Annotated in this window: 19 protein-coding genes; 16 read left to right on the forward strand and 3 right to left on the reverse strand. The window is 55.4% G+C overall.

All coding sequences use genetic code 11. The features are described from left to right. Positions 1 to 2: 2 nt before the first annotated feature. Positions 3 to 341: a Na+/H+ antiporter subunit C gene (locus tag LL947_RS04065; RefSeq protein ID WP_290820644.1), complete on the reverse strand. Its 339-nt coding sequence runs from the start codon at positions 339 to 341 to the stop codon at positions 3 to 5. Then, positions 341 to 3,163 carry a monovalent cation/H+ antiporter subunit A gene (locus LL947_RS04070; protein WP_499834044.1) on the reverse strand — a complete coding sequence of 941 codons (2,823 nt, stop codon included), beginning with the start codon at positions 3,161 to 3,163 and terminating at the stop codon, positions 341 to 343. Before LL947_RS04070 ends, LL947_RS04065 begins: the two co-directional genes overlap by 1 nt. Before the next feature lie 336 nt (positions 3,164 to 3,499). On the opposite strand from LL947_RS04070, the gene LL947_RS04075 reads away from it, so the two are divergent. The 12 genes from LL947_RS04075 (at position 3,500) to rloA3 (ending at position 13,708) form a co-directional block, all read left to right on the forward strand. After that, positions 3,500 to 5,827, forward strand: coding sequence for a putative monovalent cation/H+ antiporter subunit A (locus LL947_RS04075; protein ID WP_499834045.1), 2,328 nt, complete (start codon positions 3,500 to 3,502; stop codon positions 5,825 to 5,827). Further along, positions 5,820 to 6,251 carry a Na+/H+ antiporter subunit B gene (locus LL947_RS04080; RefSeq protein WP_404416669.1) on the forward strand — a complete coding sequence of 144 codons (432 nt, stop codon included), beginning with the start codon at positions 5,820 to 5,822 and terminating at the stop codon, positions 6,249 to 6,251. The genes LL947_RS04075 and LL947_RS04080 overlap by 8 nt, the downstream gene beginning before the upstream one ends. Positions 6,252 to 6,287: 36 nt before the next feature. Next, positions 6,288 to 6,635 carry a Na+/H+ antiporter subunit C gene (locus tag LL947_RS04085; protein ID WP_290820651.1) on the forward strand — a complete coding sequence of 116 codons (348 nt, stop codon included), beginning with the start codon at positions 6,288 to 6,290 and terminating at the stop codon, positions 6,633 to 6,635. After that, complete coding sequence (locus LL947_RS04090) at positions 6,632 to 8,230, forward strand: Na+/H+ antiporter subunit D (protein ID WP_404416672.1); 1,599 nt, start codon at positions 6,632 to 6,634, stop codon at positions 8,228 to 8,230. Before LL947_RS04085 ends, LL947_RS04090 begins: the two co-directional genes overlap by 4 nt. Beyond that, the gene (locus LL947_RS04095) at positions 8,227 to 8,700 is read left to right on the forward strand and encodes a Na+/H+ antiporter subunit E (protein ID WP_290820654.1); all 474 of its coding nucleotides are present in this window, start codon (positions 8,227 to 8,229) and stop codon (positions 8,698 to 8,700) included. Before LL947_RS04090 ends, LL947_RS04095 begins: the two co-directional genes overlap by 4 nt. Next, complete coding sequence (locus tag LL947_RS04100; RefSeq protein ID WP_290820656.1) at positions 8,700 to 8,969, forward strand: MrpF/PhaF family protein; 270 nt, start codon at positions 8,700 to 8,702, stop codon at positions 8,967 to 8,969. Before LL947_RS04095 ends, LL947_RS04100 begins: the two co-directional genes overlap by 1 nt. Next, positions 8,962 to 9,366, forward strand: coding sequence for a monovalent cation/H(+) antiporter subunit G (mnhG, locus tag LL947_RS04105; protein ID WP_290820658.1), 405 nt, complete (start codon positions 8,962 to 8,964; stop codon positions 9,364 to 9,366). The genes LL947_RS04100 and mnhG overlap by 8 nt, the downstream gene beginning before the upstream one ends. A 193-nt stretch (positions 9,367 to 9,559) precedes the next feature. Continuing rightward, the gene (locus LL947_RS04110; protein ID WP_499834046.1) at positions 9,560 to 9,739 is read left to right on the forward strand and encodes a DUF2256 domain-containing protein; all 180 of its coding nucleotides are present in this window, start codon (positions 9,560 to 9,562) and stop codon (positions 9,737 to 9,739) included. Beyond that, positions 9,736 to 11,145, forward strand: coding sequence for a DASH family cryptochrome (locus tag LL947_RS04115; RefSeq protein ID WP_499834047.1), 1,410 nt, complete (start codon positions 9,736 to 9,738; stop codon positions 11,143 to 11,145). The genes LL947_RS04110 and LL947_RS04115 overlap by 4 nt, the downstream gene beginning before the upstream one ends. 11 nt (positions 11,146 to 11,156) lie before the next feature. Continuing rightward, positions 11,157 to 11,648, forward strand: a complete 492-nt coding sequence (locus tag LL947_RS04120; RefSeq protein WP_499834048.1) for a DUF3429 domain-containing protein — start codon at positions 11,157 to 11,159, stop codon at positions 11,646 to 11,648. Between the two features lie 52 nt (positions 11,649 to 11,700). Continuing rightward, positions 11,701 to 13,035 (forward strand): lytic murein transglycosylase, encoded by a 1,335-nt coding sequence (locus LL947_RS04125; protein WP_499834049.1) that lies wholly within the window; start codon positions 11,701 to 11,703, stop codon positions 13,033 to 13,035. A gap of 130 nt (positions 13,036 to 13,165) precedes the next feature. Next, positions 13,166 to 13,708: a retropepsin-like aspartic peptidase RloA3 gene (gene rloA3, locus LL947_RS04130; protein WP_499834370.1), complete on the forward strand. Its 543-nt coding sequence runs from the start codon at positions 13,166 to 13,168 to the stop codon at positions 13,706 to 13,708. Positions 13,709 to 13,751: 43 nt separating this feature from the next. Here rloA3 and LL947_RS04135 read toward each other — a convergent pair whose 3' ends face one another. Then, positions 13,752 to 14,465, reverse strand: coding sequence for a 16S rRNA (uracil(1498)-N(3))-methyltransferase (locus LL947_RS04135; RefSeq protein WP_290820666.1), 714 nt, complete (start codon positions 14,463 to 14,465; stop codon positions 13,752 to 13,754). 131 nt (positions 14,466 to 14,596) lie between these two features. On the opposite strand from LL947_RS04135, the gene phaR reads away from it, so the two are divergent. The 4 genes from phaR to LL947_RS04155 all read left to right on the forward strand — a co-directional run bounded on the left by phaR (position 14,597) and on the right by LL947_RS04155 (position 17,874). Continuing rightward, positions 14,597 to 15,076: a polyhydroxyalkanoate synthesis repressor PhaR gene (gene phaR / locus LL947_RS04140; protein WP_404416683.1), complete on the forward strand. Its 480-nt coding sequence runs from the start codon at positions 14,597 to 14,599 to the stop codon at positions 15,074 to 15,076. A gap of 120 nt (positions 15,077 to 15,196) precedes the next feature. Further along, positions 15,197 to 16,489, forward strand: coding sequence for a phosphoribosylamine--glycine ligase (gene purD, locus LL947_RS04145; RefSeq protein WP_499834050.1), 1,293 nt, complete (start codon positions 15,197 to 15,199; stop codon positions 16,487 to 16,489). A gap of 72 nt (positions 16,490 to 16,561) precedes the next feature. Next, a complete protein-coding gene (locus tag LL947_RS04150) occupies positions 16,562 to 17,002 on the forward strand; it encodes an acyl-CoA thioesterase (protein ID WP_404416689.1) in 441 nt (146 codons plus the stop codon). Further along, on the forward strand, positions 17,002 to 17,874 hold the full coding sequence (locus tag LL947_RS04155) for a phosphoribulokinase (RefSeq protein WP_290820670.1): 873 nt from the start codon (positions 17,002 to 17,004) through the stop codon (positions 17,872 to 17,874). Before LL947_RS04150 ends, LL947_RS04155 begins: the two co-directional genes overlap by 1 nt. The last annotated feature ends 51 nt before the right edge of the window (positions 17,875 to 17,925 follow it).

The following is a 17,925-nucleotide window of genomic DNA, read 5'->3' on the forward strand; positions in this document are numbered from 1 at the left end:
CGTCAATTTACCCCCTCATCGCCTTGCTTGCCATCCACATGGTCGTTACCAAATTCGGCACGCGCACGAATGGCAAGGATGACCATAAAGGCAGTCATGGCAAAACCGATGACGATGGCTGTGAGCACCAGTGCCTGAGGAAGCGGATCTGCGGGGCTTTCCGAGGCGCCAATCACAGCGGCGGCATCGGTATGCAGACCTCCCATCGAGAACAGGAAAAGGTTCACCGCATAGGATAACAGCGTCAGGCCAACGATGACTGAGAAGGTGCGGCCTCGCAGCAAAAGGTAGATACCGCTGCCGCTCAACACCCCGGTTACCAAAGAAAAAAGTAGCTCCATTACTTGTTACCCTCCTGAGGTGCATTTTGAAGCGACTCTTTTAATTTGGGGCGGTGAGCCGTTGTCACGCTGCCCAGGTTGACAAGGATCATCAACGTAGCGCCAACAACGGTCAGATAAACGCCTATATCAAAAAGTAATGCGGTCGCTAATTCTGTTTTACCAATCAAAGGAATATCAAAGTAATCAAAAGCAGAGGTAAGGAAGGGGTAGCCGAATACCCAGCTGCCCAGGCCAGTCGCCAGGGCCGTAAGCAGACCGATTACAGCAACAATCGGATAGGAAACAGGCAGACGTTCATTTGTCCATTCATAACCTCTTGCCATGTATTGCAGCAGCAAGGCAACGGCGGTGATCAGCCCGGCGATAAATCCGCCGCCCGGTTCATTATGGCCGCGTAGAAAAATATAGGCAGATACCAGTAAGGCCAACGGTAAAATGAACTGGGCGATCACTTCAAAAATGAGCGGGTAGCGGTGGCTCGACCAGCGAATACCTTCCAGATTCCCGGAGGGCTTGAACAAGCGAAGACGATTCAGGAGTTTGTAGGTGCCAAGACCGGCGAGCGCCAGGACGGTAATTTCGCCGAAGGTATCAAAGCCACGAAAATCAACCAGAATGACATTGACGACATTGCTTCCTCCGCCACCGGGAACGCTCTGGTCAAGGAAGTAATCAGCAATACTCAAGGTATCACGTGTCAGGACCGCAAAATTCAATCCAGCAATCAGCAGGCCAAAGGCTGACGCTAGCAAGAGGTCACGAGCTATACGTCGTCGGGATACCCAGCGGGGGGGACGCTGTGGCAAAAAGAATAATGCCAGAATCAGCAGGATCATCGAGGCCACTTCAACGGACAGCTGCGTCAATGCCAGGTCAGGGGCCGAAAAACGGACAAACGTCAGCGATACAGCAAGGCCGACAGTGGATAGCATCAACAATGAAACCAGTCGCCAGCGGTGAGCAAGCGCGCTGCCTATCGCACCAAAGATCATCACGAACGCCACCAGCAGTACCAGGCTATCCACTGACTGAAGGCGTTTGCCGCCTGACAACAGCTCCATCTGGCTGAGGCCCAGGCCCGTCATGACAATGGCACTCAGAAGCAACAGTGCCTGATAGCGCTGAAGGGATCCGTTTTCAAGGCGCAGCGTTAACCAGTATGCTGCCTTGGTGAGGCGAATGATGGCGCGTTCAAAGGATTCCTTGGCATCCTTTGCTGGCAACAGGGCAGCCAATGTGTTCAAGCGTGGATGATACATGAGCAGAAGGACACCGCCGCCAATGGCCAGAAGACTCATCAGCAGCGGCAGATTGAGGCCGTGCCACAATGCAAAATAAAAAGAGGGTGTGCTGGCGCCCTGAACCGCCAGGCTGGCACTGTTGATCAAGGGGGCGGCCAGGGTCATTGGGAACAGTCCGATAAGCAGACACAAGACCGCAAGGCTCAGGCCCGGCAAGTACATTCCTTTGGGTGGGTCATGGGCCTGAACCGGTTCCCGGGCAGTACGCGTGGCAAAAAAGACACTATGGACGAGGCGCAGTGTGTAGGCAACTGACAGGGTCGCACCGATCAAAACCAGCAAAGGCGCCAATAAGCTGAGTCCGCCGAACATTTCTGTTGAAACAACTTCGGTCAATAGCATCTCCTTGGAAAGAAAGCCATTGAAGGGTGGAATACCTGCCATCGCCGCGCCTGAGAGCAGGGTTAATGTTGCGGTGAACGGCATGAGCGCCAAGAGTCCGCCGAGTCGGCGAATATCCCGAGTGCCGGTTTCATGGTCAATGATGCCAGCGCTCATGAATAGCGTCGCTTTGAATAGCGCGTGGTTGAGAATGTGAAATAGAGCGGCAACAATGGCAAGCGGCGTGCTTAGACCGAGCAATAAGACCACCAGACCGAGATGGCTGATGGTTGAAAAAGCCAGTATCCCTTTCAAATCGCGTTGTAAAAAAGCAAACCAGGCACCGTAAGTGAGTGTTGCCAGCCCAAACACGGCCAGGCTGATTGCCCAGAGGGAGGTGTCACCCAAGGCGGGGTTTAACCGTGCAAGCAGGAAAATTCCTGCTTTTACCATGGTTGAAGAGTGAAGGTAAGCTGATACAGGCGTTGGCGCTGCCATGGCATGAGGCAGCCAGAAATGAAACGGAAACTGTGCCGATTTGGTAAAGGCACCCAAAAGCACCAGTGTCAGTATGAGAGGGTAATATTCCGATTGGCGTAACAGTTCGCCTGAAGAGAGCACCGTTTCCATCGCGAAGCTGCCCGCGATGTCACCGATCATGAGGATGCCGGCAAGTAATGCCAGACCGCCTGCACCTGTTACGGCCAGGGACATACGTGCTCCGCGCCTGGCATCACTGCGGTGGCCCCAAAAGCCGATCAGGAGAAATGATGACAGGCTGGTCAGTTCCCAAAAAAGCCACATAAGCAGAAGATTATCTGCCATCACGATGCCTATCATGGCGGTCATGAATAGCATCATGAAGGCAAAGAAGCGGCGGTCATTTTCCTTGGCTGACAAATAGTAACCTGCATAGAAAAGAATCAGGCTGCCTATGCCGAGAATCAGCAGGGCAAATAGCAGTGTCAGCCCATCAAGCCTGAACGCCAGATCCAGGCCTATTTGAGGAAACCACTCAAGGCTGGATGTGATGACAGTGCCATCAAACAGGGCAGGGAGATGAGTCAGGATCAGAAACAGGGCAATAAGCGGTGCCACCATAGTGGCCAACGTACTGGGCTTGCGGCCTAGTGACGCAGTCAGGAAGGGCACTAAAGTGCCTGTCAGGGTCAAAAGGGGTATCCATAGCAGAGACATCGCCAGCGTTCCACACTTGGTAGTGGCGCCATTGTTGTCGGTTCAAACAATCCGATATGAAATTAGCGACCACTCAGGGCTGATAGTAATCATGAGTCGTAGCGGTAAGGGAGCGTTAACGAATCCCATGGTAAGCCAGGAATGCTTACTATAAAGTTTCTTGTATTCGATTATGCTTTTGACGCAGCCTTGCCTGCTACTATGGCAAATATTACGTGAGTTATCAGGTGGGTGGGTAGACGACTAATGCCTAATGTACGTCAGGTGTTATCAGTCTGCGGCGTAGATATCAGCAATAAGGCAATATTCATGGGTGTTTTCTGGAGATTCTTTTAAATGCAAATTGCCGTGTTACTGGGGTTTCTATTGGCGGCGTCGGTACCTTTGCTTCACCGTTGGTTTGGTGAACGCACCAGTCTGGTGCTGGCCCTCTATCCGCTGATGTTGGCTGTCTGGCTGTTTGATCAAATGCCTGAGGTGCTCGCTCAAGGCAGTCTACTCTTCGAATGGCAGTGGGTGCCCTCCCTGAATATAAGCCTCACTTTCATGCTTGATGGGCTGGCCTTGCTGTTTGGGCTCTTGATCAGCGTGATTGGTGTTTTCGTGCTGATATACGCGGGAGGCTACCTCAGAAATCACACTGATCTGCCGCGTTTTCATATTGCCTTGATGGCCTTCATGGTCTCGATGTTCGGGCTGGTTCTGGCCGACGATCTGCTGACGCTGTTCATTTTCTGGGAACTGACCAGCATTACCTCCTACCTGCTGATCGGTTTCAATCACGAGGACCTGGAAGCGCGAAAGTCAGCTCGCCAGGGGTTGTTTGTAACGGTGGCAGGGGGGCTGGCGTTAATGGCTGGCCTGGTGATGTTGGGCGTTGCCAGTGGTCACTGGTCACTGTCCGGGATACGTGCTGATGAGACCGATCTGCGTGAACACGCCTTGTATGCGCCACTTCTTATCTGTCTTTTGCTGGGTGCTTTTACCAAATCCGCCCAGTTTCCGTTTCACTTCTGGTTGCCTAATGCCATGGCGGCGCCCACACCGGTATCGGCTTACCTGCATTCCGCCACCATGGTCAAGGCTGGCATCTATCTGTTGGCCCGTCTGCAGCCGGAATTGGGGGGAACATTCCTGTGGGTGACCGTGCTGTCCGTTGTTGGCGGACTGACCATGTTCACCGGCGCTTTTCTGGCCATCCGTTTCACCAATATCAAAAAGCTGCTGGCGTATTCAACCGTGATGGCGCTGGGGGCGTTGACCATGCTGTTGGGGATTGGTACGCCGGCTGCCATGGTGGCCTTTGTGGCATTTCTGATGGCTCACTCGCTCTACAAGGGCGCCCTCTTCATGGTGGCGGGCGCTCTGGATCACTCCACTGGCACCAAGGACGTAACCGCCATGGGTGGCTTGCGCTCATTAATGCCGGTGACCAGTGTGATTGCATTACTGGCTGCCCTTTCCTTGGCAGGTGTGCCCCCTTTGCTGGGCTTTATCGGCAAGGAGCTTCTGTTTGAAGCCGTCCTGGGGGCGAGCGCTTTTCAACTGCTGCTGGTGCTGCTGGCGTTTGCTTCTGCCATTCTCACCATTGCCGTAGGGGCCATCATTGCTCTGCGTCCTTTCTACGGACCGCGCCTGATTACTCCCCGCGTGCCGCATGAAGCACCACTGAGTATGCTGCTCGGCCCCGGTGTGCTGGCCTCACTCTCCCTGCTGATTGGTGTTTTTCCGGGCGTGGCCTCGGGTTTGACGGCAGCAACGGTTGCCTCACTGACCGGTCAGCCTTCCGAGGCCTATCTCTCGTTATGGCATGGCCTGAACCTGCCACTGCTGATGTCGATCATCAGCCTGGCGTTAGGGTTTCTGGTCTTCAAACGCTGGGATCGCCTCAGGCCAAGGGTGGAACACTTGGCTCCCTTGATGCGCCATGGACCGGAGGCGGGTTACGAAGGCTTGATGGAAAGCATTGCCCGGTTCTCCGTCTGGCAGACCAGGGTCCTTCAGAACGGCTATATGCGTAACTACATTCTGGTCATGTTGCTGACTCTGATTGGTTTGCTGATCAATTCTATTCTGGTGCGTCATTCACCGCTTATCAGCTTCTCATTGGATGTGCGCTTTTACGAGGTGATGGTGGTGGGTACCCTGGCGCTGGGAGCGCTGTTTGCCACCTTGACCCGTTCACGCCTGGGCGCTGTGGTTTCGGTGGGCATCATGGGGCTTTCGATTGCACTGACGTTTATCTTTTTCAGCGCGCCTGATCTGGGCATCACCCAGCTGTTGGTGGAAACCCTGACCGTCATGCTGCTGGTGCTGGTGCTGTTTCGTTTGCCGCGTTTCACCAGCCTCTCGACGACCCTGGAGCGTGTCCGCGATGGCCTGATTGCGGGCACCATGGGCGCGCTGATCTGTCTGTTGATACTGACGGCCTGGAGCATTGATCAGTTTGCGCCCATTTCCGGGTATATGATCGAAAACAGCGCCCCCCTTGCCTATGGGCGCAATATCGTTAACGTCATTCTGGTGGACTATCGCGCCCTGGACACCCTGGGTGAAATGTTCGTGCTGGCGCTGGCAGCGATCGGGGTGATTGCCATGCTGAAATTCGACCATAAGAGCAGCCAAGGCATTCAAGTTGAGCGCAAGGAGCCCTACGATGGTTAAGTCCGGCACGGTTATTCTCAATACTGCCGCGCGATTTCTCATGCCCTTGCAGTTGTTGTTTTCAGTTTTCCTGCTGTTGCGGGGGCATGATGAGCCTGGTGGAGGCTTTATTGCGGGTCTGGTAGCCGCCGGGGCGTTCACCCTCTACATGTTTGCCTTCGGCGTGAGTGCGACCCGAGACGTACTGCGCATGATAGACCCTCGGGACCTGATCGGTGCCGGGCTGTTATTGGGCATGATCTCGGTCGTGCCGGCCTGGTTTATGGGCGAGCCCTTTATGACGGCGCAGTGGTGGACGATACCCGTGGTTGATTTCAAGGCATCCACGCCACTGATTTTTGATATTGGCGTCTACCTGGCTGTGCTTGGCGCGGTCACAGGCATGGTCATGTCGCTGATGGAGGTGGATAAGGATGAGCCATAACCGTCGCTGTATCCAGATGCCAAAAGGAGGCTCTGTATGGAACCGCTAATGGCAGTTGCAATTGGAATACTTTATGCCACGGCCATTTTCATGATGCTCAGGCGTTCGATCGTCAAGCTGGTGATAGGGCTGATGCTGCTTTCCAATGCGGCCAACCTGCTGATTTTTACCACTGCAGGGATGACCCGAGGTGCGCCGCCGTTAATACCCGAGGGAATGAGTGCCCCGGCGGGCAATGTGGCTGATCCGCTGCCCCAGGCGGTGGTACTGACCGCTATCGTGATTGCTTTCAGCGTGCTGGCATTTGCTGTCGTACTGATCCGGCGTGCCTACGAAGTGGTCAAGGCGGATGATCTGGACAAGATGAAGGAAACTGACACGTGAGGCCTGAAGTCGCATTGCCCGTTCTGTTACCTCTTCTGTCCGGGGCCATTTCGCTGCTGTTCTGGCGTTCGCGTCCGGTGCAGCGCTTTCTGGGTGTTGGCGGTAACCTGGCCCTTCTGGTGGTGAGCCTCTGGCTGTTTGTCGGTGTGATGGAGGAGGGCTATATCACCCTGGAAATGGGCGGTTGGCCGGCGCCTTTTGGCATTGTCCTGGTCGCTGATGCGCTGAGTGCGGTAATGGTGCTGATGACGGCCATTATCGGCTTGCTGATGGGTATCTATTCACTGGCAACCACCGGCCGCGGACATGAAAAATTTGGCTATTACCCCTTGATGCACCTTCTTCTGGCCGGCGTAGCAGGTGCTTTTCTGACCGGCGATATCTTTAATCTCTATGTCTGGTTCGAAGTCATGCTGGTGGCTTCCTTCGCACTGATGATTCTGGGTGGCGAACGGGCACAGATGGAAGGCGCAATCAAATATGTGACCCTGAACCTGCTGGCCTCGATTATCTTTCTGACCGCGGTAGGCCTGACCTACGGTACTGTGGGCACGCTCAACATGGCAGATATCGCGCTGCGACTGGACGCTGCCGAGCACAGCGGTATGGTGGAAGTGCTGGCGGTCATGTATATGGTGGCCTTTGGCATCAAGGCGGCGGCTTTCCCGTTATTTTTCTGGCTACCTGCGTCCTATCACACGCCACCGGTGGCGGTGTCTGCGCTGTTTGCTGCCTTGCTGACAAAGGTGGGGGTCTATTCCCTGTTCAGGGTGTTTACCCTGGTATTTGATCAGAGCATGGAGTATCTGCAGGATATCATGCTCTGGGCCGCGGCCATTACCATGGTCACCGGGGTGCTGGGTGCGGCGGCACAGTTCGAGTTCAGGCGCATTCTGTCGTTCCATATCGTCAGCCAGATAGGCTATATGTTGCTGGGCCTGGCGCTTTATACGCCGTTGGCCATCGCCGGTGGGGTGTTTGCGGTACTCCACAACATGGTCGTGAAGACCAACCTGTTCCTGATCAGCGGGATAACTCATCGTCTGTTAGGCACCTATCAGCTTAAAAAGATGGGAGGGCTGTATCGCGAACGCCCCTGGCTGGCAGTGGCCTTCTTTCTCTCAGCGTTTTCGCTGGCCGGTATTCCGCCGCTATCCGGCTTTTTTGCCAAGTTTGTGATTGTACGCGCCGGCATCGAGGCCGAGGCCTATGTGGTTACCGGCATCGCACTGGCAGTCGGTTTCATGACGCTCTACTCCATGGTCAAGCTGTGGAACGAGGTTTTCTGGAAAACCCTACCGGAAGACAATCAGGTGCCGGAAAATGTAACGCCTGGTGGAGATGACGGTCGGCTAATAAAACCCAGTCTTGGCATGATGTATTTCCCGGTGATGATGCTGGCAGCGGCAACCTTGATGATCGGTATCTTTGCCGAACCTATCATGCAGACGATGAACCTGGTTGGTGACCAGTTGCTGGCGCCAGAACATTATATCGAAGCGGTGCTGGGGGTGACGCCAGGAAATGAAGCTGAATGGATCGACCAGGTAACAGCGCCGCAAGAGGGTGCTCAACGTGAAGGGGGTGCACCATGACAGGGGCGATCTGGAATCTGTTGCTGGGGCTTGCCTGGGTGATGTTATCCGGTGATTTCAGCGGCCTTAACCTGCTGGTGGGGTTGGTGTTTGGTTATATCAGCCTGGTGCTGATTGAACCCCAGTTGGCATCTCTCAAGGGGTATCCGGCGCGTGTTCCGCGGATTATTGGTTTTGTGGGCTTTTTTCTTAAAGAGTTAATTCAGGCCAATCTGCGCGTTGCCTTTGACGTGTTGACGCCGCCCTGGCACATGCGCCCTGGCGTGATTGCCATGCCGCTGAATGCTAAAACCGAGATGGAAATTACCATGGTGGCCAACCTGATTTCATTAACGCCCGGCACCCTGAGTCTGGATGTTTCCGATGACCGCAAAGTGCTGTATATCCATGCGATGTTTCTGGATGACGAGGAAGGTTTGCGTCGTAACCTCAAAGAGATGGAACATCGCGCACTGGAGCTTTTTCGCTGATGAATCATGTGTTTCTGATTGGCCAGGTGATCATGAGCCTGGCGCTGGTACTTGCCTTTGTGCGCGTAGTGCGCGGGCCGAGTCTGCCCGACAGGGTGATAGCACTGGAACTGTTTACAACCACCATAGTGGGAATGGTGGGGCTACACGCGATCAAATCCGGGATCCCCAGTTTTCTTGATGCGGCGATTGTTATCGCTCTGATGGGGTTTCTCGCAGCCATTGGTTTTGCTCGTTTTCTGGAACGTGGAGGCCCAAGGGATGATTGATCTTATCAAGGGAACGCTGATTATTGCCGGATCACTGTTCATGTTGCTGGCGTCAATTGGTATCTTGCGCCTACCGGATCTGCTTACCCGCATGCATGCCACAACCAAGGCGGCAGCGCTGGGTGTCATGTTGATCATGGTGGCGGCCGCCATGCATTTTGCCGAGACCAGCATCGTCGCCAGGGCCCTGGCAATCGTTGTGTTCATCCTGATGACGGCGCCGGTAGCGGCGCATGTCATAGGGCGGGCCGGGTATTTTGTAGGCTCCAAGTTATGGAGTGGTACCGTCAAGGATGAACTGCGGCCCAACTATGACCCCCTCACTCATGAGTTGAAAAGTGGCATGGAAACTCAGGAAAACGCCAAACGCCAGCCCCGTGATACCGATCCCGACTGACGGGCTGGCAGTGGGGCAGTCAGCCCGATTGACTTCTATTAAGCCATTCATACGAATGGCTTTTTTAATGCCTGAAAAGTCATGGTCGATTGAATAGAAAATACCTTACTGGTGGTGATCTGCCGTATTGGCATGTACAATAATTATACCGATTTTTTATTTTGTAGAATATTTAATTAGCTGACTAATTATAATGCCACGTAAAGCTGACTTACCCCAAAAAATCTGCGTTTTCTGTCAACGCCCTTTTGCATGGCGAAAAAAGTGGGCCCGCGACTGGGACAATGTGCGCTATTGCAGCGAGCGCTGCCGCAGAACGGCAAAAAAAACCACTGCCAAAGGTGCGCAGCGTAAAGAGGAGACAAGCCCATGACCCGTTCCATCGTTGATATTGTCTGGTTGCACAATGATTTGCGTATTGCTGATAACCCCTTGTTGAATTTCACATCACGCCCGGAACAACTGCTATGTGTCTATGTGTTGGATGAGCGCTGGCTTGAACAGGCAATTCCTGATCAGAACGTTGCCCGGATCGGGCCGCCGCGGCTGCGTTTTCTATGGGAAAGCCTGATGGAACTGCGGGGTGAGTTGCTGCAACGCGGCAGTGACCTGCTGGTGCGTATTGGCTCGCCTGCCGAAGAAGTAGCGAATCTGGCCAATCATTTCGCCGCCCGTGCTGTCCGGGTATCACATCAATCAGGCAGTGAAGAAAATAACCACATATCCGCCATCGTGCCCTTGCTGGAAGGCGATACTGAACTGGAGTTGGTGGAAAACAACCGGCTATTTGATCAAGCTCAACTCCCCTTCGGCAATGACGCACTACCTGGCAGTTTTTCAGCATTCCGGCGCAAGGTTGAAAAGCACTGTGATGTGCCGTCGGCGACACAGGCTCCGATCACCTTGCCTCTCTGGCCAGATACAGCGCCCAGGGGCTTTCCCCCGCTCAAGCAGGTCTGCGAACTGTCAGCAGGCTGGAATCCTGATGAACGTAAGGACATGGCCTGGGCAGGCGGGGAAGCTGCCGGGCATGAACGTTTGCGTGCTTTTATCTGGGAGCATAACGGTCCTGCTACCTATAAGCAGACGCGTAATGGTCTGTTGGGTGACTATTTTTCGACTCATCTTTCTCCCTGGTTGGCGCATGGCTGCCTGTCACCCCGTCAGATCGTCCAGGAAGTACGCGCCTGGGAAGCTCGCAACGGCAGCACCGAGTCCAGCTACTGGATTGTCTTTGAGCTATTATGGCGTGAATACTTTCAGTTGGCGGCAGTACTGGAACAGCACAGGTTGTTTGGCCCTTCAGGCCTGCCGACACCGGATGCTGCTTTTGTCGCCTGGCAAGAAGGCAACACTGGCGTACCCTTTATCGATGCAGCCATGATCGAGCTTGCCAGTACTGGCTGGATGTCAAACCGTGCCAGACAGAACGTGGCCAGTTTTCTGGTCAAGGATCTGAACGTAGACTGGCGGCTTGGCGCAACCTGGTTTGAACACTGCCTGATGGATTATGATGTTGCTTCCAACTGGGGGAACTGGCGTTATGTTGCCGGTGTCGGAAGAGACCCACGCCAGGATCGGTACTTCAATGTGCTCAAGCAGGCCTGCCAGTATGATCCAAACGGTGAATATGTGGCTCACTGGTTACCCGATCTGGCTACGTTGCCTGAAGGTAAGGCTCGGCATCAGCCCTGGCGTGCTGCGCCCTCGCATTTTTCGCCTCCCAGAGTGGAACCGCAAGCCTGGCAACCCTGGCTGATTGATCAAGTTGCTCCATGAGAGGTCGCTGAATGAGTACAAGCGGATTTCCAGCGGCGTTAATGACCCGCCATCGCACCGCCTGGGGGCTCGGCCTGTCCGGGCTGATCCCTTTTATCGCCTGTCTGGTGGTGGCCTTTCTGGGCCCGACGGCCTGGCAGGTCACAGCGGTCTATGGTTTTCTGTATTACGCAGCGGTCATCCTGTCATTTCTGGGAGGCGCCCATTGGGGGGCTGTCCTGCAACGCGCTGACAGGACACGCATGCCCGGTGATATTCGTCGTCTGGCACTGGCGATGTTGCCTAGTCTGATTGCCTGGCCTGCCTTGATGCTCAACCCGGTGGTGGGGCTCTGGGTATTGATGATTGGTTTTGTGCTGGTCTGGATATACGATCTCAGTAGCGAAGGCCGTTTTGGCTGGCCCAAGTGGTACCTGCTTTTGCGTTCGGTACTCACTGTCGTCGTGGTAATCGCCCATGCCGGTATGGTAATGCGGCTGGGCGAGAGTGCCTGGGGTTTTTGATATAAATCGGTGTAGATGGACTTATTTATTGACTGTTTAAAGGACTGAACTGATGTTTCCTCTCAAAATGCGCTCAGTAGCCTATCGCCCTTTACGCCTGGGTATTGCCCTGGTGTTACCCATTACACTGCTTTCGGCTTGCGCGTCAGCGCAGCCGCCATCAGGACAGGAGGAGGCGGATGCTAATCCTGTTCTGGCGGAACAGTCTTCGACGCTACTGGCCCAGAATACCCAATCGTCACCCTCGGCAAAGCCTTCCGGGTCAGGTTTGCAAGATCATGCCAGCTTCGACGCCTGGCTGGCGGCGTTCAAGCGCGACGCTGCGGCACAGGGCATCAGCCAGCAGGCGCTGTCGGCCCTGGACGATGTTCGCTACCTGGAAAGAGTGGTCGAGCTGGATAGTTACCAGCCCGAGTTTGTTAGGCCCATCTGGGAGTATCTGGACAGTGCGGTCTCCAGCACCCGCGTGACGAACGGACGCGATAAACTGGCGGAGCATCGTCAGACAGCCGCACGTATGGAAGAACGTTACGGGGTGCCAGCGGAAGTGATCGTGGCCATCTGGGGGATAGAGAGTAATTATGGCGGCAACTTCGGTGATTTTTCGGCATTAGATGCGTTTGCAACCCTGGCCTACGATGGCCGGCGCCGCGATTTTGCTCGCGGTGAGCTGCTGGCTGCTCTGAGGATTATCGACAGCGGCGATATCGCCGCGCAGGACATGGTCGGTTCCTGGGCAGGTGCCATGGGGCATACACAGTTTATTCCATCGAGCTTTGAAGCTTACGCAAAAGACGGCGATGGTGATGGGCGTCGCGATATCTGGGGAAGTATTCCCGACGTCATGGCCTCCACGGCCAACTATCTTGCCCGTGCCAACTGGCAGCCAGACCAGCCCTGGGGTGTTGAAGTGACCTTGCCAGAAGGTTATGACTACGCCCAGACCGAGCGTCTCAGCTCGGCCGAATGGGCCGCTCAGGGCGTGCGTGCAGCCAATGGCGGTGGTCTGCCAGCGCTTGACAGTGCGGCAGTGATTGTACCGGCTGGTGCCCAGGGGCCGGCCTTCATGGTCGGGCAAAATTTCCGTTCCATTTTGCGCTATAACAATGCCACCAGCTATGCGTTGGCCGTCGCCACCTTGAGTGATGCCATCGCCGGACGTGAAGGTGTTCAGCAGGGCTGGCCACGTGATCAGCAGCCTTTGACCCGCGATGATGTGCGTGAACTTCAACAAGGCCTGAACGCACTGGGTTACAGCGTGGGCGGTGCCGATGGCATTCTGGGGCCCAATACGCGCAATGGCCTGAGAGCCTTCCAGCGCGATCAAGGGATGGTGCCTGACGGCTTTGCCACCCAGGCGGTTCTGGAACGCATCAAACAGCGTTAAACACTTATTTTCAGGGGGTCACCTCAGAGGGTGTATGGCAAGTGCGCAATACATAGCCAAGGGTTCGTATTACCTTGCCAGGACAGCGGTCAACCTATCCGCGCGCCTGGCCATACGTCTGATCTGTGGAATGCTGTTGGTGGGTCTCGGGTCGGCGGTTGTTCATGCTGAAGAGGAAAGTCAGGATGCCTCACAAAACCCTCATCCTGACGTATTCGGTTGGGTTGAGAATGCTGTGATGATGCCCTGGGGAATTCAGGTGAAAGCCAAGCTTGATAGCGGCGCTCTGACTTCCTCATTGGATGCGCGTGATATTGATACCTTTACCCGAAGTGGTGAAGAGTGGGTGCGCTTTCGTCTCAAGCTGGAAGATCAGGAAAGCGGTGAGCTGTTCAGTAACGAGTTGCAACGGCCCTTGTACCGAGACCTCAAAGTGCGTGGCGCCGGTGGACGCGATGAACGCCCTGTTGTGCTGCTCAAAGTGTGTATTGGCAATACCATCTATGAAGAGCAGTTCAGCTTGCGCGACCGGGAAGACATGAATTACCCCATGCTGCTGGGGCGCCGGACAATCCGTCACCTGGGACTGCTTGATGTGCGCGAGACCTTCCTGCATAACACTCCGAGCTGTAACGCTGACAGTCTCTTTGTTCCCCATGAGCCGGATGAATAAAAGGCGATTAATCGGCCTTTGGCCTTGCCTGACTGAGTGCGGATCAGAAAAGCCGGGCCAGTAAAGCGGTGACGGCGGTCTCGACGCGCAGGATACGAGACCCCAGGTGGATGCCTTTGCAGCCAGCGGCCACCATCTTTTCCACTTCCCATTCGATAAACCCGCCTTCTGGCCCGATCAGCAGGAGCGTGTCGTCTTCAATGCCGCGCGGACAGGCATCAGGCATGCCTGGATGGGCCAGTAGACCACGCCGGTTGTCCAGCAGGCCGGGCAGCTCATCTTCAACAAAGGGACGAAAACCTTTACGCAAGGTGACCTTTGGCAAGACAGTGTCCTTGGCCTGCTCAAGCCCTAAGAGCAGATGTTGATGGATCTTGTCGCTGTCCAGCTCAGGCGATTGCCAATAGCTTTTTTCTACCCGGCGGGTGTGCAGAAGGGTGATCTGCTTTACGCCCAGCGCGGTGATGTGTTCCAGCGAACGGGCCAGCATGCGCGGCCTGGGCAGCGCCAGCACCAGATGCACCGGCAAGGCAGGTGGCGGCGGTGTATCAAGCGCGTCTACGGTCAGCCTGGCATGGTCTGTATCAAGTGACTGCAAGGTTGCCTTGCCGAGCCGACCGCCCAGCAGGCCAACCGAAAAGCTGTCCTGTGGTTGGGCGCGGTATACATCTCGCAGGTGGCGCAGGCGTCGAGCATCCCGAATGTAAAACTCATCGGGCGTGGTGGCCTCTTCGGGAGGGAATAAGATGACGTTCATTTTGCTCGCTGTACGGGTTCAATATCTGTTGAAAGGGCGGATAATTATCTCTGTGCTTGCATGGTGGCGCAGGGCAGGCACAATAGCTGCAATGAGAGTACCCGCTTTTTAGCATTTCAAGGAGAGTCGCCGTGCGTGTGATTCGTAAGTATGCCAATCGTCGTTTGTATGATACCGAGCAAAGTCGCTATGTTACGCTGGAAGACTTGCGCAAACTGATTCTGGAGGATGCGGCTTTTCGCGTTGAAGATGCAAAAAGTGGTGAGGATATCACGCGCACCATTCTGCTCTCGATTATTATCGAGCAGGAGCAGGCTGACGGAGAGTCAGAAGTGTTCTCCAATGACCTGCTGGCCCAGCTGATACGTGTTTACGATATGTCCTCCCCCTTGCCCCTGGCGCGCTACCTGGAGCAAGGCACCCAGCTGATGTTGACGCAGCAAAAACGCATGCAGGATCAATGGCAGAAAGCCATTCGTCATTCACCCATGGAATTCATGCGCGAACTGGCTGAAGAAAACATGCGCTTCTGGCAGAACACTATCAATAAGGATGACAATGCGCCCGGCGTGGATACCCGCAAGAAAAAGAATGATGAAGCGGATAGCTGATTGACGCACTGGCTAACAGGCGTATTGGGGGAAAGACAGCTGTCATCAACAGGCATTAACTGGCTGTGGCATAATAGGCGCTTCGCCAAATTACGATGATTCCTGCCGAAAAGGGCTCACATGAAGGTTTTGATGATAGGCGGCGGTGGCCGCGAACATGCGCTGGCCTGGAAGTTGGCGCAATCGGAAAAGGTAGAAAAAGTTCTGGTGGCGCCGGGCAATGCGGGCACGGCAAGTGAACCCAGGCTGGAGAATATTGATATTGCCGTCAGCGATCTTGATGGCCTGTTGGCGCTGGCCAGGGCAGAGCAGGTAGATCTGACCGTGGTGGGTCCTGAAGCGCCGCTGGTAGAAGGCGTGGTAGACCTGTTTCAGTCAGCAGGGCTGGCGATTTTTGGCCCGACCCAGGCCGCTGCCCAGCTGGAAGGCTCCAAGTCTTTCACCAAGGATTTTCTGGCCCGTCATCATATCCCCAGTGCTACCTATCAGACCTTTACCGAGGTGGCGCCTGCACTGGCCTATCTGCATGAAAGGGGTGCGCCGATTGTCATCAAGGCTGACGGCCTGGCGGCCGGAAAAGGGGTGATCGTCGCCATGAATGAAGCAGAAGCCGAGGCGGCCATCCGCGATATGCTGGAAGCCAACGCCTTTGGCGATGCTGGCGCCCGTGTGGTGATCGAGGAGTTTCTTGAAGGCGAAGAGGCCAGCTTTATCGTCATGGTCGACGGTAACAATGTAGTGCCGATGGCCACCAGCCAGGACCACAAGCGTGCCTACGACGGTGATGAAGGCCCTAACACTGGCGGTATGGGCGCCTACTCACCGGCACCGGTTGTGACGCCGGACGTTGATAAGCGCATCATGCAGGAAGTGATTTTGCCCACCGTAAAGGGCATGGCCGCCGAAGGCATGCCGTATAGTGGTTTCCTGTATGCGGGCCTGATGATTGATTCAGCCGGACAGCCGAAAGTGATCGAGTTCAACTGCCGTTTCGGAGACCCTGAGACCCAGCCGATCATGCTGCGTCTGATGTCTGACTTTACTGAGCTATGCCTGGCGGGTGCTGAAGGCCGGCTTGCCGGATACACCTGTGAGTGGGATCCGCGCGCGGCTGTAGGCGTTGTCATGGCGGCAGGTGGCTACCCCGGCCATTATCGTAAAAGCGATGTGATTGAAGGGTTGGCGGCTGCAGAACAATGTGGCTGCAAGGTGTTCCACGCCGGCACGACCCTGTCACCGAGGGGCGAGATTACCACGGCGGGTGGGCGTGTCCTGTGTGTGACGGCCCTGGGTGATAGCGTTTCCCGGGCGCAACAACTCGCCTATCAGGGCGTTGCCAGGATTCGCTGGGAAGGCGCCGAATACCGATCGGATATTGCCTTTCGGGCTATTACCCGCGAGCAGTCTCGTTGACGACATGACGGTAACCTGTCAAACGCCGCCGTTGATGCTGTCAGACCAAACGTATCGAATGGAGCCCGAAAAATGGAGCGTGTAAAGCTCGACTTTCCCACTGATGCGGTGATTCACCATCATTCGGTCAGTGTGCGGGTGACGGATATGAACTATGGCCGTCATCTGGGTCATGATGCCTTGGTGTCCTTGCTTCATGAGGCCCGTTCACAGGCGCTGATGGCGGTGGGCTATCCCGAGTGGGACCTCGCGGGTTACCACAGCGTGGTGGCGGATTTGGCCGTGCAGTATCAAAGTGAAGCGCGTTGCCCTGATATTCTGGTGGTCGAAACCGCGATTCCTGATCCGGCTGGCAAAGCGTTGAGCGTCTATCACCGTGTGCTCGCGGATGAAGGCGCCCGGCTGGTGGCAACGGCACGTCTTAATCTGCTGGTAATGGACAGCACCGCGGGTACCCCGGTGGCAGTGCCGGCCGAGGTTGTCCAGGCCCTGGCCAAAGCGAGACTTTGCTGATGTCCCGCGAATATCCGATTATCTCTGTGACAGGCTCATCCGGGGCGGGTACCACCACGGTGCGGCGCAGCTTTGAACGCATGTTCCAGCGTGAGGACGTGCATGCGGCCATGGTGGATGGCGATGCCTTCCACCGCTATACCCGCAAAGAGCTGCATCGCATGTTTCGTGAAGAACCGGAGCGCAAGGATGAGCTCTCGCATTTTGCGGTAGAAGCCAACCTGCTTGATCGTCTTGAAGGCCTTTTCAGCGAATACGGTGAACACGGCACAGGACAGTTCCGTCACTATATCCACGCGGAAGATAAACAGAAGATCGAGGCGGGGTATCGGGTAGGTACCTTTACCGAATGGCAGTCATTACCCTGTGGTACGGATCTGCTGTTTTATGAGGGGTTACACGGCGGCCTGGTGACGGAAGACTACGATATTGCCCGTCATGTGGACCTGATGATTGGCGTGGCCCCCACCATGAACCTGGAGTGGATCCAGAAGATCGATCGTGACACCAAGATGCGGGGTTACTCTCAGGAAGCCGTTATAGACACCATTCTGGGACGCATGGATGATTATGTGCGCTACATCCAACCACAGTTCTCGCGCACCCATATCAATTTCCAGCGGGTTCCGACAGTGGATACGTCTAACCCTTTCGAGGTGCAGGATATTCCGACTGACTCCGAGTCCTTCGTGGTCATTCGTTTCCGTGACCCATCAAAAGTGGATTTTCCCTGGCTGCTGGCGATGATCCAGGACGCCTTCATGTCACGCCCCCACACCCTGGTGGTGCCGGGGTCGCGAATGTCACTGGCGATGGAGTTGATTCTTGCCCCGCTGGTCCGTCATTTGCTCGCCCAGCGCCGTTTTCGCTAAGCTGGAAGTACAGTGCCTGCTGTCACCGCTGGCCAACAACCCGCCACATCC

Source organism: Halomonas sp. BLK-85, assembly GCF_044792155.1.
Taxonomy (GTDB): domain Bacteria; phylum Pseudomonadota; class Gammaproteobacteria; order Pseudomonadales; family Halomonadaceae; genus Vreelandella.